The following is a 13,796-nucleotide window of genomic DNA, read 5'->3' as shown; positions in this document are numbered from 1 at the left end:
ACTGTTTTACGAAACAGCTTCGGGTTGTGAGGTTAAGCGACTAAGCGTACACGGTGGATGCCCTGGCAGTCAGAGGCGATGAAGGACGTGCTAATCTGCGATAAGCGTCGGTAAGGTGATATGAACCGTTATAACCGGCGATTTCCGAATGGGGAAACCCAGTGTGTTTCGACACACTATCGTTAAGTGAATACATAGCTTAACGAAGCGAACCGGGGGAACTGAAACATCTAAGTACCCCGAGGAAAAGAAATCAACCGAGATTCCCCCAGTAGCGGCGAGCGAACGGGGAGCAGCCCAGAACCTGAATCAGTTTGTGTGTTAGTGGAAGCGTCTGGAAAGTCGCAGGGTACAGGGTGATACTCCCGTACACTAAAATGCACATTCTGTGAGTTCGAAGAGTAGGGCGGGACACGTGGTATCCTGTCTGAATATGGGGGGACCATCCTCCAAGGCTAAATACTCCTGACTGACCGATAGTGAACCAGTACCGTGAGGGAAAGGCGAAAAGAACCCCGGCGAGGGGAGTGAAACAGAACCTGAAACCGTGTACGTACAAGCAGTGGGAGCCTGATTTGTCAGGTGACTGCGTACCTTTTGTATAATGGGTCAGCGACTTATATTCTGTAGCAAGGTTAACCGTATAGGGGAGCCGCAGGGAAACCGAGTCTTAACTGGGCGTTAAGTTGCAGGGTATAGACCCGAAACCCGGTGATCTAGCCATGGGCAGGTTGAAGGTTGGGTAACACTAACTGGAGGACCGAACCGACTAATGTTGAAAAATTAGCGGATGACTTGTGGCTGGGGGTGAAAGGCCAATCAAACCGGGAGATAGCTGGTTCTCCCCGAAAGCTATTTAGGTAGCGCCTCGTGAATTCATCTTCGGGGGTAGAGCACTGTTTCGGCTAGGGGGTCATCCCGACTTACCAACCCGATGCAAACTACGAATACCGAAGAATGTTATCACGGGAGACACACGGCGGGTGCTAACGTCCGTCGTGAAGAGGGAAACAACCCAGACCGCCAGCTAAGGTCCCAAAGTCATGGTTAAGTGGGAAACGATGTGGGAAGGCACAGACAGCCAGGATGTTGGCTTAGAAGCAGCCATCATTTAAAGAAAGCGTAATAGCTCACTGGTCGAGTCGGCCTGCGCGGAAGATGTAACGGGGCTAAACCATGCACCGAAGCTGCGGCAGCGACGCTTAGGCGTTGTTGGGTAGGGGAGCGTTCTGTAAGCCGTTGAAGGTGGCCTGTGAGGGTTGCTGGAGGTATCAGAAGTGCGAATGCTGACATAAGTAACGATAAAGCGGGTGAAAAGCCCGCTCGCCGGAAGACCAAGGGTTCCTGTCCAACGTTAATCGGGGCAGGGTGAGTCGACCCCTAAGGCGAGGCCGAAAGGCGTAGTCGATGGGAAACAGGTTAATATTCCTGTACTCGGTGTTACTGCGAAGGGGGGACGGAGAAGGCTATGTTAGCCGGGCGACGGTTGTCCCGGTTTAAGCATGTAGGCGGAGAGTTTAGGTAAATCCGGACTCTTGTTAACGCTGAGGTGTGACGACGAGGCACTACGGTGCTGAAGTAACAAATGCCCTGCTTCCAGGAAAAGCCTCTAAGCATCAGGTAACATCAAATCGTACCCCAAACCGACACAGGTGGTCAGGTAGAGAATACCAAGGCGCTTGAGAGAACTCGGGTGAAGGAACTAGGCAAAATGGTGCCGTAACTTCGGGAGAAGGCACGCTGATGGTAAGTGAAGCGACTTGCTCGTGGAGCTGAAATCAGTCGAAGATACCAGCTGGCTGCAACTGTTTATTAAAAACACAGCACTGTGCAAACACGAAAGTGGACGTATACGGTGTGACGCCTGCCCGGTGCCGGAAGGTTAATTGATGGGGTTATCCGTAAGGAGAAGCTCTTGATCGAAGCCCCGGTAAACGGCGGCCGTAACTATAACGGTCCTAAGGTAGCGAAATTCCTTGTCGGGTAAGTTCCGACCTGCACGAATGGCGTAATGATGGCCAGGCTGTCTCCACCCGAGACTCAGTGAAATTGAACTCGCTGTGAAGATGCAGTGTACCCGCGGCAAGACGGAAAGACCCCGTGAACCTTTACTATAGCTTGACACTGAACATTGAGCCTTGATGTGTAGGATAGGTGGGAGGCTTTGAAGCGTGGACGCCAGTCTGCGTGGAGCCAACCTTGAAATACCACCCTTTAATGTTTGATGTTCTAACGTAGACCCGTGATCCGGGTTGCGGACAGTGTCTGGTGGGTAGTTTGACTGGGGCGGTCTCCTCCCAAAGAGTAACGGAGGAGCACGAAGGTTAGCTAATCCTGGTCGGACATCAGGAGGTTAGTGCAATGGCATAAGCTAGCTTGACTGCGAGCGTGACGGCGCGAGCAGGTGCGAAAGCAGGTCATAGTGATCCGGTGGTTCTGAATGGAAGGGCCATCGCTCAACGGATAAAAGGTACTCCGGGGATAACAGGCTGATACCGCCCAAGAGTTCATATCGACGGCGGTGTTTGGCACCTCGATGTCGGCTCATCACATCCTGGGGCTGAAGTAGGTCCCAAGGGTACGGCTGTTCGCCGTTTAAAGTGGTACGCGAGCTGGGTTTAGAACGTCGTGAGACAGTTCGGTCCCTATCTGCCGTGGGCGCTGGAGAATTGAGGGGGGCTGCTCCTAGTACGAGAGGACCGGAGTGGACGCATCACTGGTGTTCGGGTTGTCATGCCAATGGCATTGCCCGGTAGCTAAATGCGGAAAAGATAAGTGCTGAAAGCATCTAAGCACGAAACTTGCCCCGAGATGAGTTCTCCCTGACTCCTTGAGAGTCCTGAAGGAACGTTGAAGACGACGACGTTGATAGGTCGGGTGTGTAAGCGTAGCGATACGTTGAGCTAACCGATACTAATGAACCGTGAGGCTTAACCTTACAACGCCAAAGCTGTTTGGTGTGGTGAATTTGAGAGATTTTCAGCTGATACAGATTAACTGACATGCCTTAAGGCGTGTTGGTAAACAGAATTTGCCTGGCGGCAACAGCGCGGTGGTCCCACCTGACCCCATGCCGAACTCAGAAGTGAAACGCCGTAGCGCCGATGGTAGTGTGGGGTCTCCCCATGTGAGAGTAGGGAACTGCCAGGCATCAAATAAAACAAAAGGCCCAGTCGAAAGACTGGGCCTTTTGTTTTATCTGTTGTTTGTCGGTAAGCGCTCTCCTGAGGAGGACAAATTCGTCGGGAACGAATTTGCACAGCACGCCGTGCTGCCCGGAGGGTGGGGGGCAGGAGGCCCGGCATACAACGGCCAGGCATCAAACAAACAGAAAAACCTCATGCGCAGGCATGGGGTTTTTTTGTTGTCTGCGGTTCATGAAAAGCGGCCGGACGCCGCCCGGATCGGGCGCTGCGCGCCGCGATCCATGCCCCTTTAGCCGCGAAAACGCCGGCGGATCCGGAGCAATAGGTCGCAGAATGCCCGCTATATACTACCTGGCATCAATCAAGCCTACCCCTGAAAACCATCCCCTGAAACAAACAATGGCCCCACGCCGCGCGGGCCTCCCCCGCAATCCGCACTCTTCTGATAAGCACAACGCCTTGCCGCCCCTGATACTATATTTAAAATATAAATCAGCTATGTTTTAAATATAAAACCACGGTTTTTAATTAATTCTCTGAATATCTTTAATTCACGCCTTAATTATATTTAATTAATATTATCAATTATTTACAAAATAACGCTTCGCTATTCCAGACGTAAAATAGTAATAACTGGACTTTACCAATAAAATGATTTACTGTCCTTAACACTTTGTTAACTTGATCGGGTTCGGATTAACCGAATTGTGATATAAAATATCAAGCGTACTGCCGATATTAATGCCTGTTTCGGTCACTCCCGGGGCTAAATAACCCCTGTCACCGGGTGGCAATATGAGAATATAAATGAAAATCCTGCTTGGCTGGCCCCCTTTGCGCCGGCTCACCCGCTACGTACAAGAACGCCTTACCTTTTTGGTCCTGCTCTGCTGGCCGGCAATTATCTGGCTGGCGTGTCGCGTCTGCGTCTGGCTGGCCGATAGCGCCTATATGCTGATGGATAAGCCGTTAAGCGACTCGTTTACCGTCTATCTACAGCCGCTGATGACCTTCGGCACGCTGGTCCGCATCTCGGTGAGCTGGGTCGTGCTGCTGTTCATTCTGTTTAGCATGGCGATGGGCTTTACCTGGCTGCTGCGCCGGGTGATAAACAGCAAAAAATAGTCCACCGGCCGCCTAAAGTGACGACCGGTACGGCTCATTCACGCCATCGCGCCGATGGTCTTACGAAACCGCAGCAGGGCGATGGCAAAAAACGCGGCGCCAATCGCCATCAGGGTTAAAAACTGCGGCCAGACAATGGCAAATCCGGCACCGCGATACAGAATCGCCTGCGCGAGGCTGACGAAGTGGGTGGTCGGCATGGTTAACATAATATCCTGTACCGCCTGGGGCATGCTTTCCCGCGGGGTTGAGCCGCCTGAAAGCATCTGCAGCGGCAGCAGTACGAGAATCATCAGCAGCCCCAGCTGCGGCATCGAGCGCGCCACCGTCCCCATAAAGATCCCGATGGAGGTGGTTGCGAACAGGCTCAGGGCCACGCCCAGCATAAACAGCGGGATCGAGCCTTCAATCGGCACCTGCAGCACCCCCTGAACCATCAGCAGCAGCGAAAGCCCGGAAACGACCAGCACCACCAGCCCCATCGACCAGATTTTTGCCAGCATAATTTCAAACGGCGTCACCGGCATAACCAGCAGGTGTTCGACCGTGCCGTGCTCCCGCTCGCGGATCAGCGCCGAGCCGGTCAGCACGATCGCCAGCATGGTGATGTTGTTGATGATGGCCATGACCGCGCCAAAGCGCTCCTGCTCAAGATTGGGGTTAAAGCGCATGCGCACCGCCAGCTCTACCGGCAGAGTGGCGTTATCCCGATAGCGGGCAACGAAGCCGTTCACCTCCCCGCTGATAATATTCTGGATATAGCCGTTGCCGGTAAAGGCCTGGCTCATCCGCGTGGCGTCGACGTTAACCTGTATTTCCGGCTGCCGCCCGGCGAGCACGTCGCGCTGAAAGTTAGGGGGAATATTAATGGCAAAGGTATAGCTCCCGGCATCCAGCCCGGCATCCATCTCATCTTCGTTAATCAGCTCCGGCGGTAAAAACCACGGCCGATAAAAGCCGTTGATAATACGCGAAGAGAGCTGCGATTTATCCATGTCGGCAATCGCCACAGGCGCCAGATGCAGCGAGCCTGGCATCACGGTCGCAGAGGAATAGACCGACACGGTAAAGGCGAAGAGGATTAAGGTCAGCATCGCCTTATCGCCGAGCAGACTGCGCAGCTCCTTGACGCCGAGATTATAAATATTGCGTAATCCGCGCATCATCCCTCCTGTTTTTTCAGCAGCCACACGCTGAGGCCGAGCACCAGCGGGACGGCAATCAGCAGCGGTATAAAGGACGCCCACAGGTCCGTCAGGCTCAGGGCTTTTGAGAATGTGCCGCGGGCGATGGTCAGAAAATGGCTGGTCGGGTAGATCTGACCAATCCAGCGGCCGGGCCCCTCCAGCGAAGCGACCGGGTCAATCATGCCGGAAAACTGCGTGGCCGGTATCAGCGTAATAATGGCGGTACCGAAGATGGCCGCAATCTGGCTTTTCATAAAGGTGGAGATCAGCAGCCCCAGCCCGGTGGCGATGGTGACATAGAGCAGCGCCGCCAGGGTCAGGGTGAGAAAACTGCCCTTGTGCGCTACGCCAAACACCAACACCGACAGCGCGCACAGCAGGAAAAAGTTAAACATTCCCAGCACGATATAGGGCAGCTGCTTGCCGAGCAGAAACTCGCTGCGGGTCGTCGGGGTGACGTACAGATTAATGATTGAGCCAAGCTCTTTTTCGCGTACCACGCTCAGCGCGCTGAGCATCGCCGGGATCATCATCAGCAGCAGCGGGATCACCGCCGGAACGATGGCCGGCAGGCTTTTCACGTCCGGGTTATAGCGATAGCGCGTCTCGATGGATATCAGCGACGTATCGCGGGCGGGAGAGGCCTGCCGCCCGGCCATCTCCTGTAGCCACGCCAGATGCATGGCCTGAACGTAGCCGCGCACCGTCTCGGCACGATTAGGCATGGCGCCGTCCACCCAGACGCCAATTTTCACCGGCGTGCCGCGGGCAATATCGCGGCCAAAATTAGGCGGGATTTCAACGGCCACGGCCAGCTCGCCGCTGCGCATCCGCCTGTCCAGCTCGTCATAGCTCTGCAGCGGCGGCTGCTCGATAAAGTAGCGCGAGCCAGCAATATTCTGCGACCAGCCCTGGCTGCTGAGGGTCTGGTCGCGATCGAGTACCGCGAAGCGCAGATCTTCCACGTCCATGCTGATGCCGTATCCCATGATGAACATCAGAATAACGGTACCCAGCAGGGCGAGGGTCGATCGTACCGGATCGCGCCGCAGCTCCAGCGCTTCGCGCCGGCTGTAGCTAAAGAGCCGGCCAGGGCTGAACGCCTGCTGCGCCGCCGTCGTCACGGACGAAGCGCTAGCCGGCGGAGCGGGCGCTGTTTCAGCGACGGGCTGCTGGGCATCCTGCAGCCAGCCGATAAACGCCTCTTCGAGCGTTGCCGCGCCGCGCCGGGCCACCAGCGCCTGCGGCGTATCGCTGGCCAGCACCTTCCCGGCATGCATCAGCGAAATACGATCGCAGCGTTCGGCTTCGTTCATAAAGTGGGTCGAGATAAAAATGGTCACCCGATCCTGACGGGCGAGATCGACCATCAGCTGCCAGAACATATCCCTGGCGACCGGATCGACGCCGGAAGTTGGCTCATCGAGGATCAGCATTTCCGGGCGATGGATCACCGCCACGGCGAGAGAGAGCCGCTGACGAATACCCAGCGGCAGAGCGGCGGGCAGGGTATCTTCGACCTCCGTTAACATAAAGCGCTGGCTCATTTCCGCCACCCGAGCAGGGATCTCAGCATCAGGGATGTGGAACAGGCGGGCGTGCAGCTCGAGGTTCTGCCTGACGGTCAGCTCGCTGTAGAGGGAGAAGGCCTGCGACATATAGCCGACGCGGCGGCGGGTGTCGATGTCCTTCGGATCGACCGGCTGACCGAATAGCCAGGCCTCGCCTTCGCTGGCGGGCAGCAGGCCGGTAAGCATCTTCATGGTGGTTGATTTACCGCAGCCGTTTGAGCCGAGGAAACCAAAAATCTCGCCGCGGGCGATGCGGAGATTCACGCGATCGACCGCCACGAAGCTGCCAAAGCGCATGGTCAGGTCGCGGGCCTCAATGGCGATGTCATCGTCCTGCGCGCTGCGCGGCGGGATGATGACCTCTTTGTGCGCCTCGCGCTGGGCTTCCGGCAGCAGGGCGATAAACGCCTGCTCCAGCGTCTGGCTGCGGGTTTGCGCTTTGAGCTCTTCGGCGCTGCCGGTCGCCAGCACCTCCCCGGCGTTCATCGCCACCAGCCAGTCGAAGCGCTCCGCTTCTTCCATATAGGCCGTCGCCACCAGCACGCTCATCTCCGGCTGGCGCTGGCGAATGCTGTCAATCAGCTCCCAGAACTGGGCGCGAGACAGCGGATCAACGCCGGTAGTGGGCTCATCAAGGATCAGCAGCTGCGGATCGTGGATCAGCGCGCAGCACAGGCCGAGCTTCTGCTTCATCCCGCCGGACAGCTTCCCGGCAGGACGATCGCGGAAAGGGGCCAGACCGGTGCTGTGCAGGAGCTCATCGATGCGGTTCTCTCGCTCGGCCCTGTCGTGACCGAACAGGCGGGCAAAGAAATCGACGTTTTCATACACCGACAGGGTGTGATAGAGGTTTTTGCCCAGCCCCTGCGGCATCCAGGCGATTTTGGGGCAGACATCCCGCCGGTGCCGGGCGTCGCGCATATCGCCGCCGAGGACCATCACGTTGCCCTGCTCAATCGCCCGCGCTCCGGAAATCAGCGACAGCAGGCTGGATTTGCCGACGCCGTCAGGGCCAATCAGGCCCACCATCCGACGAGCGGGAATGCTTAGCGTGATATCCCGCAGCGCGACGGTGGCGCCAAAGCGCTGGCCAACGTGTTCCAGCAGGGCGACCGGTGGATAAGTATCCTGCTGAGATCCTCTCATTGCGGCAACCTCACCGTGAGCGTATCGGGCCAGGCCTGCTGGCTATCCAGGCGAACGTATGCCATGCCGGGCAGGCCGGTTTTGACATACTCCAGGTGCTGCTCCAGCAGCTCCGGCGGAATGCGGGCCTTCACGCGGAACATCAGCTTCAGGCGCTCATCGCTGGTTTCTACCGTTTTCGGCGTAAACTGCGCGACGCTGGCGACAAAGCTGATATGGGCGGGAACGACCATGTTTGGCGCCGCGTCCAGCACGATGCGCGCCTCGCTGCCCAGCGCCAGCAGGCCCGCCTGCTCGGTTGGCAGGAAGAAGGTCATATAGACATCGGAGAGGTCGACCATATTCAGCACCCGGCCGCCGGCCGCCAGGACTTCGCCCGGCTCGGCGACGCGATACTGAATTCGGCCGTCGCGCGGCGCTTTGAGCTCGCTATCGTCGATATCGGCGAGGATGCGTCGCTCCGTCGCCTGCGCGGCATCAACGCGGGTTTGCGCCTGAATAATGCTGGTGCGGGCGGCTTCAATTGCCGCCCTCGCCGCAGACACCTGGGCTCTGGCAGATTCGAGCGCCGCCCTGGCGCTTTCCGCTGCCGCCTGGTCATCGTCGAGCTGCTGGGCCGAAACCGCGCCGCGCTGCGACAGCGCGCTGGATCGCACGTGCCGTTTGGCGGTGGAGTTGAGCTCCGCCTGCCGCTGTTTGACCACCGCTTCGGTGGCGCGCATTTCGCTCTGCCGCTGATCCAGCAGCGCTTTCGCGGCGGCGACCGCGCTTTCAGCCTCTTTGATCTGGGCGGCGGCCTCGAGGCGCTGTTCGTTAAGTACCCGAATATCCATCCGCGCCAGCACCTCGCCCTTGCGAACGAACTGCCCCTCTTTGACCAGAATCGCGTCGATGCGTCCGGCGGTTTTGCTGGCGATATCCACCTCGGTGGCTTCGATCCTGCCGTTGCTGCCGGCAAAACCCTGCGGAAGTCCCGGCGGACGCAGCGCCCATACTATCAGGGCGGCGACGACCGCCAGCAGGCCGACAAGGCACCAGGCCCAGTGCTGTTTGATTTTGTCCATACGCTACTCGCTCTGTTCCATATTGCTGAGTGATGCGCGTTTCTTTCCTCCGCCATAAGGAGCATTCTCTCGTTGAAAGACAGGGGAGTGGAGGGGCAAGGCCGACCGGCGCGCGGATCCAGCTGCGCGGCTAACCGGTGAGAAAGATGTGCTACGAATGTGGTCATCATCAGCAATCCTGGCCTTAAATGAAACACGCATAAATATAGCTACTGTCTATGGGATACTAGCATTTGTATTGAGTATGTCCATACGATAAGTGTGGGGTACTGACGCCGCGTCGCCAACCGCCCGTCGTCGGCCTGGCGTAAAAGGCGGTTGCTGCATTTTCAATCTGGTTGGTCATAGTTAACTGTTGTATGATCTGCGGCCCTGAAAAGAGACAAACGTCAGCGAGTGCTTTATTCAATGAAAGATGAAAGCAAAAAATATATCGCGGTTATTTTTAAGGAATGGCTGCCGCTGCACGACGGCCTGACGCCGGAAGTGAAGGCGGTTCTTAATAATATTGCCTCCGAGCAGGCTGAAGCGCTGGCGGCCCGCTTTTATGACTTTATTTTTCAGGACCCGGATATTGCCAGGCACCTTACCTATGACCTGGTTCAGGAACGTCTGAGCCGCTCGCTGGCCGGCTGGGTCAAAGACATTTTGACCTGCGAGAAGGACGGCCTGCAGGCGCTGGCGGAACGGCAATACCATATTGGCAGCATTCACTCGCGGATCGGCATTCCTGCCGAGGCCGTGCTGCGCGGCGCCAGGCAGCTCAAGGCCGGGGTGATCGAATATATTCGCGACAGCGCGATAGACCGCCAAACCGGCGTGGCCGCGATCTACTATGCGATTATGGCGTTTAATATGGCGATCGAGATGATGTGCCATGCCTACACTCTGTCGCACTATCGGGCCACCAAAAACGAAGAGGCCTATCGCCTCTACAGCCTGATGGATAACGTACCGATGGAATACGGTAAACAGCAGGCCGCGCTCTCCGGCTGGGAGAATACCGTTATTTTTAATATCGTTAGCGAAAATAAAAACGATATTAACGCTACGTTATTATCTGAATCCGAATTTGGCCTGTGGTTCCGCCATAAATGCGTGCGCTATTTTAATAAGAACGCGCAGATGGAAGAGATTGGCGGATTAATCGCTGAGGTCGATAGCCTGATTAGCGGTTGGAAATCAGCGGATAGCCATACGGGATATAAAGAGACGCAAAACCTGCTGCAGGGGATTCATATTCATTGCCAGCAGATCGGCAGCCAGCTGGGGGTGATTTTTAGCAGCCTGACGCAAATGCAAAACGGCAAAGATGCGCTCACCAGCCTGCTCAACCGTCGCTATCTGCCGGTGGTCCTCAAGCATGAGGTCACGCTTGCCATCGAGTATGAGCGGCCGATGACGGTGGCGATCGTCGATATCGACCATTTTAAAGAGATTAACGATAGCTGGGGCCATCAGGTGGGCGACCGGGCGATTAAGCACGTTGCCGATCTGCTCGGCGATAATATCCGCTCCAGCGACTATATCTTCCGCTACGGTGGCGAAGAGTTTCTGCTGGTGCTGGTGGAAACCGGTCCCCACGAGGCCCACGTGCTCCTTGAGCGCCTGCGCAAAAATATCAGCCAGCTCGCCTTCAACGTGGGCGGCGAGACCGAAATCGCCATTACCGCCAGCATCGGCTACGCCATCCATACCGGTCACCCTGATTACAACCTGCTGCTGCGCGACGCCGATAGCGCGCTCTATGCCGCCAAGCGCGACGGACGCAACTGCGTGAAGATGCACGAAGGCGGCAGCGGCGGCTAGGCCGTCTGCCGGACAGGCTCCGCAGGCGAAGCGCGATGGCGAGTCGCCTCGTTCAGAACAGGATCGGTAATCCCAGACCTCGTTTTACCTCATGCAGCGTCCGCTGCGTGAGGTCGTTCGCCCGCTCGCTGCCCTGACGCAGCAGCTCCTGCAGCATGCCTTTATCGGCAATAAACCGCGCCCGGCGCTCGCGGATCGGCGCCAGCAGCGTCTGCAAACACGCCTCCAGCGCGTTTTTACACTGCCGGTCGCCCAGTCCGCCACGCTGATAGTGCGCCTTCATTTCGGCAACCAGCGGCTTATCGGGGTGGAAGGCATCGAGATAGGTAAAGACGACGTTACCTTCCACCCGGCCCGGGTCAGCAACGCGCAGGTGGCCCGGGTCGGTATACATGGCGCTGACCGCGCGATGGATCTCCTCTTCGCTGGCCGAAAGCGTCAGCGTATTGCCCAGCGATTTTGACATTTTTGCGCTGCCGTCAACGCCCGGCAGGCGGCCAACCTCGCTGAGCAGCGCCCGGCAGTGCTGCAGCACCGGCGCCGTCGTCAGGCTATTCATCTTATGTACGATTTCGTTGGTCTGTTCGATCATCGGCAGCTGATCGTCGCCGACCGGCACCAGCCCGGCCTTAAAGGCGGTGATATCGGCGGCCTGGCTGATGGGGTAGGCCAGAAACCCCACCGGCAGCGAGCGGGCGAAGCCTTTCTGCGCAATTTCATGCTTGACGGTGGGATTGCGCTCGACGCGGGCAACGGTGACGATGTTCATGTACAGGGTGCTCAGCTCCGCCAGCGCCGGGAGGGCAGACTGCAGGCAAATCGTGGTTTTCTGCGGATCGATGCCGACGGCCAGATAGTCGGCCATCACTTCAAAGATATTGCTGCTTATCTTTTGCGGGTTGCTGCCGTTGTCCGTTAATCCCTGCAGGTCGGCGACCAGAATAAACTGCTGGTGATCATGCTGCAGCTGCACGCGCTGGCGCAGCGACCCCACGTAATGGCCGAGGTGCAGCTGACCGGTCGGGCGATCGCCGGTGAGAATGGTGTGGTTTGCGTTCATCAGAAACTCCTTACGATGCGGTTAAGCCGAAAGGCGTCGCTGAGAAATGACAAAGCCGCCTTCCGGCGGCTTTGAAAATGGAAACGTCAATCGTGCCGCCTTTATGCAGGCAGCCACCAGCGAAGGGAGCGGGTAACGACAACGTTTCTGTTCATCGGACTATCCTGCCACGAAACGGGCATGGGGTAAACCCACGCTCCGTTTACCCTGGCGGCGTACTTACATCGTCGAGAAGACGTTCATGATGATGCCGCCGGAGATAATCAGCACCATCGCGAAGATGGCCGGCAGATCCGGTTTCTGCTTGTAGAGGATCATTGAGCAGATGGTGACGCCGACGATACCAAAGCCGCACCACAGCGAGTAGGCCACGCCCACCGGGATGGTGCTCATCGCGCGGGTGAGGGCGAAATAGCACAGCCCGTAGGCGCAGACTACCAGCACCGACGGCGCCAGCTTGCTAAAGCCGTTGGTCTTTTTGATCATCGAAGTGCCGGTGATTTCGGAGCCGATTGACAGCGCCAGCCATAAAAATCCGAGATTAAACATATGCTATTCCTTTCAGTCAGTTGGCGATCTTTTTGTCGAGAGGCGTAACCGGCTCGGCGGGCGCCGCGGCGCTCTCCTCGCTGCCCATTTTCGAGAACAGGTTCATGATGACGATACCGCTGGCGATAATCGCCATGCCGATAATGGCCGCGGTATCCGGATGCTGGCCGTAAAACGCCATGCCCAGGGTGGAAACGACCAGGATGCCGGTGCCGGACCAGGTGGCATACGCCAGGCCGACGGGGATATCTTTCACCGCGCGGGAGAGCGAGTAGTAGCAGGTGCAGTAGAGAACAATCAGCAGCGCGAGCAGCATCATTTTGGTCGAGCCTTCGCTGCTGCCGAACATTTTAAGCGTCGAAGTGGCTGAGGTTTCGGAGAGGATAACCAGCAGCATCCATAGCCAACATTTTGTTTTGGAAGACATAATAAACTCCGGGTCTATTTATTAAGGTAAGGTTCTTTTTTTCTGTTTTTTAAAAAATCGATGGCGGCATCGGTCAGCTCGGCATCGGGCGCGGAGGCTAGCGCCGGATTATTCACCACGTCTGTGACGGTAAGATAACGCCGCGTTGCATTCACCGGCGGCGGCGCTGCGCTGCCCGACGTCAGCCGCTCCAGCAGCTCGTTCATATCGCACAGCGTAACGCCGCACTCCGTCAGGCGGGCCAGCGTCGAGCGCATCTGCCCGGCGTAGGCCGAGTCGGCCGCCGCGCCGTACAGCTGATTGAGCTCGCTGTCGGGATCGCAGTGGTAGCGCAGCGCCAGCACCGGCAGGCCGCTAAGCAGCGCCTCGTGCAGGCGTCTGGCGAACGGGCTTCGCAGGTTGCCGTTCGCCAGGTCTGCCGCCAGCGGATAGTCAAGAAACGGCACGATCGCCGCGCGCCAGGCCATTGCCGGCAGCGCTTCCTGCCAGGCTGACGCCGGGACGATTGTGCCGGTTTCCTGCCAGCATGCGGCGTCCGGGGTGCCTTCGTCCAGTACGATATGCAGCGGATGCCCGCAGCCCATCAGGCGGCGGCGGATCGCCTGCCGGTAGCCGTCGGCGGCGGCGACCATTACCAGAACCGGCGGCTGTAGCCGCTGGATAATCCGCGTCACCAGGCGTTCGATCTCTTCGTCGGTCATGGCCGGTCTCC

The 13,796-nt window shown here is 57.6% G+C and carries 9 protein-coding genes and 2 rRNA genes; 4 read left to right on the top strand and 7 right to left on the bottom strand.

The annotated features are described in order from the left end of the window. Nucleotides 1-30: 30 nt before the first annotated feature. The 3 genes from MMW58_RS25570 (at nucleotide 31) to MMW58_RS25560 (ending at nucleotide 4,271) form a co-directional block, all read left to right on the top strand. Nucleotides 31-2,938 (top strand): 23S ribosomal RNA (locus MMW58_RS25570). Between the two features lie 96 nt (nucleotides 2,939-3,034). Next, nucleotides 3,035-3,150 (top strand): 5S ribosomal RNA (gene rrf / locus MMW58_RS25565). 803 nt (nucleotides 3,151-3,953) lie between these two features. Further along, nucleotides 3,954-4,271, top strand: a complete 318-nt coding sequence (locus MMW58_RS25560) for a hypothetical protein (RefSeq protein WP_041143863.1) — start codon at nucleotides 3,954-3,956, stop codon at nucleotides 4,269-4,271. A 38-nt stretch (nucleotides 4,272-4,309) separates the two neighbouring features. Here MMW58_RS25560 and MMW58_RS25555 read toward each other — a convergent pair whose 3' ends face one another. From MMW58_RS25555 to MMW58_RS25545, 3 genes are read right to left on the bottom strand one after another with little or no spacing between them, the layout of a single operon-like run. After that, on the bottom strand, nucleotides 4,310-5,434 hold the full coding sequence (locus MMW58_RS25555; protein ID WP_133600807.1) for an ABC transporter permease: 1,125 nt from the start codon (nucleotides 5,432-5,434) through the stop codon (nucleotides 4,310-4,312). Beyond that, nucleotides 5,434-8,175 carry a ribosome-associated ATPase/putative transporter RbbA gene (rbbA, locus tag MMW58_RS25550; RefSeq protein WP_241722368.1) on the bottom strand — a complete coding sequence of 914 codons (2,742 nt, stop codon included), beginning with the start codon at nucleotides 8,173-8,175 and terminating at the stop codon, nucleotides 5,434-5,436. Before rbbA ends, MMW58_RS25555 begins: the two co-directional genes overlap by 1 nt. Further along, on the bottom strand, nucleotides 8,172-9,239 hold the full coding sequence (locus MMW58_RS25545) for an HlyD family secretion protein (protein ID WP_241722367.1): 1,068 nt from the start codon (nucleotides 9,237-9,239) through the stop codon (nucleotides 8,172-8,174). Before MMW58_RS25545 ends, rbbA begins: the two co-directional genes overlap by 4 nt. A 408-nt stretch (nucleotides 9,240-9,647) precedes the next feature. On the opposite strand from MMW58_RS25545, the gene MMW58_RS25540 reads away from it, so the two are divergent. Next, nucleotides 9,648-11,048 carry a diguanylate cyclase gene (locus tag MMW58_RS25540; protein ID WP_241722366.1) on the top strand — a complete coding sequence of 467 codons (1,401 nt, stop codon included), beginning with the start codon at nucleotides 9,648-9,650 and terminating at the stop codon, nucleotides 11,046-11,048. Between the two features lie 52 nt (nucleotides 11,049-11,100). Here the strand turns inward: MMW58_RS25540 and trpS are convergent, their stop codons facing one another. From trpS to MMW58_RS25520, 4 genes are all read right to left on the bottom strand, one after another. Further along, nucleotides 11,101-12,108, bottom strand: coding sequence for a tryptophan--tRNA ligase (trpS, locus tag MMW58_RS25535; RefSeq protein WP_241722365.1), 1,008 nt, complete (start codon nucleotides 12,106-12,108; stop codon nucleotides 11,101-11,103). 219 nt (nucleotides 12,109-12,327) lie between these two features. Beyond that, nucleotides 12,328-12,657, bottom strand: a complete 330-nt coding sequence (locus MMW58_RS25530) for a DMT family transporter (protein ID WP_041143869.1) — start codon at nucleotides 12,655-12,657, stop codon at nucleotides 12,328-12,330. Between the two features lie 16 nt (nucleotides 12,658-12,673). Continuing rightward, a complete protein-coding gene (locus MMW58_RS25525; RefSeq protein ID WP_095104079.1) occupies nucleotides 12,674-13,084 on the bottom strand; it encodes a DMT family transporter in 411 nt (136 codons plus the stop codon). 14 nt (nucleotides 13,085-13,098) lie between these two features. Then, nucleotides 13,099-13,785, bottom strand: coding sequence for a hypothetical protein (locus MMW58_RS25520; RefSeq protein ID WP_241722364.1), 687 nt, complete (start codon nucleotides 13,783-13,785; stop codon nucleotides 13,099-13,101). Between the last annotated feature and the right edge of the window lie 11 nt (nucleotides 13,786-13,796).

The organism is Klebsiella sp. HC6, from assembly GCF_022605325.1.
Classification (GTDB): Bacteria; Pseudomonadota; Gammaproteobacteria; order Enterobacterales; family Enterobacteriaceae; genus Klebsiella; species Klebsiella terrigena.
The sequence above is the reverse complement of the archived record's forward strand: the minus strand, read 5'-3'. Positions and strand labels throughout refer to the sequence as shown.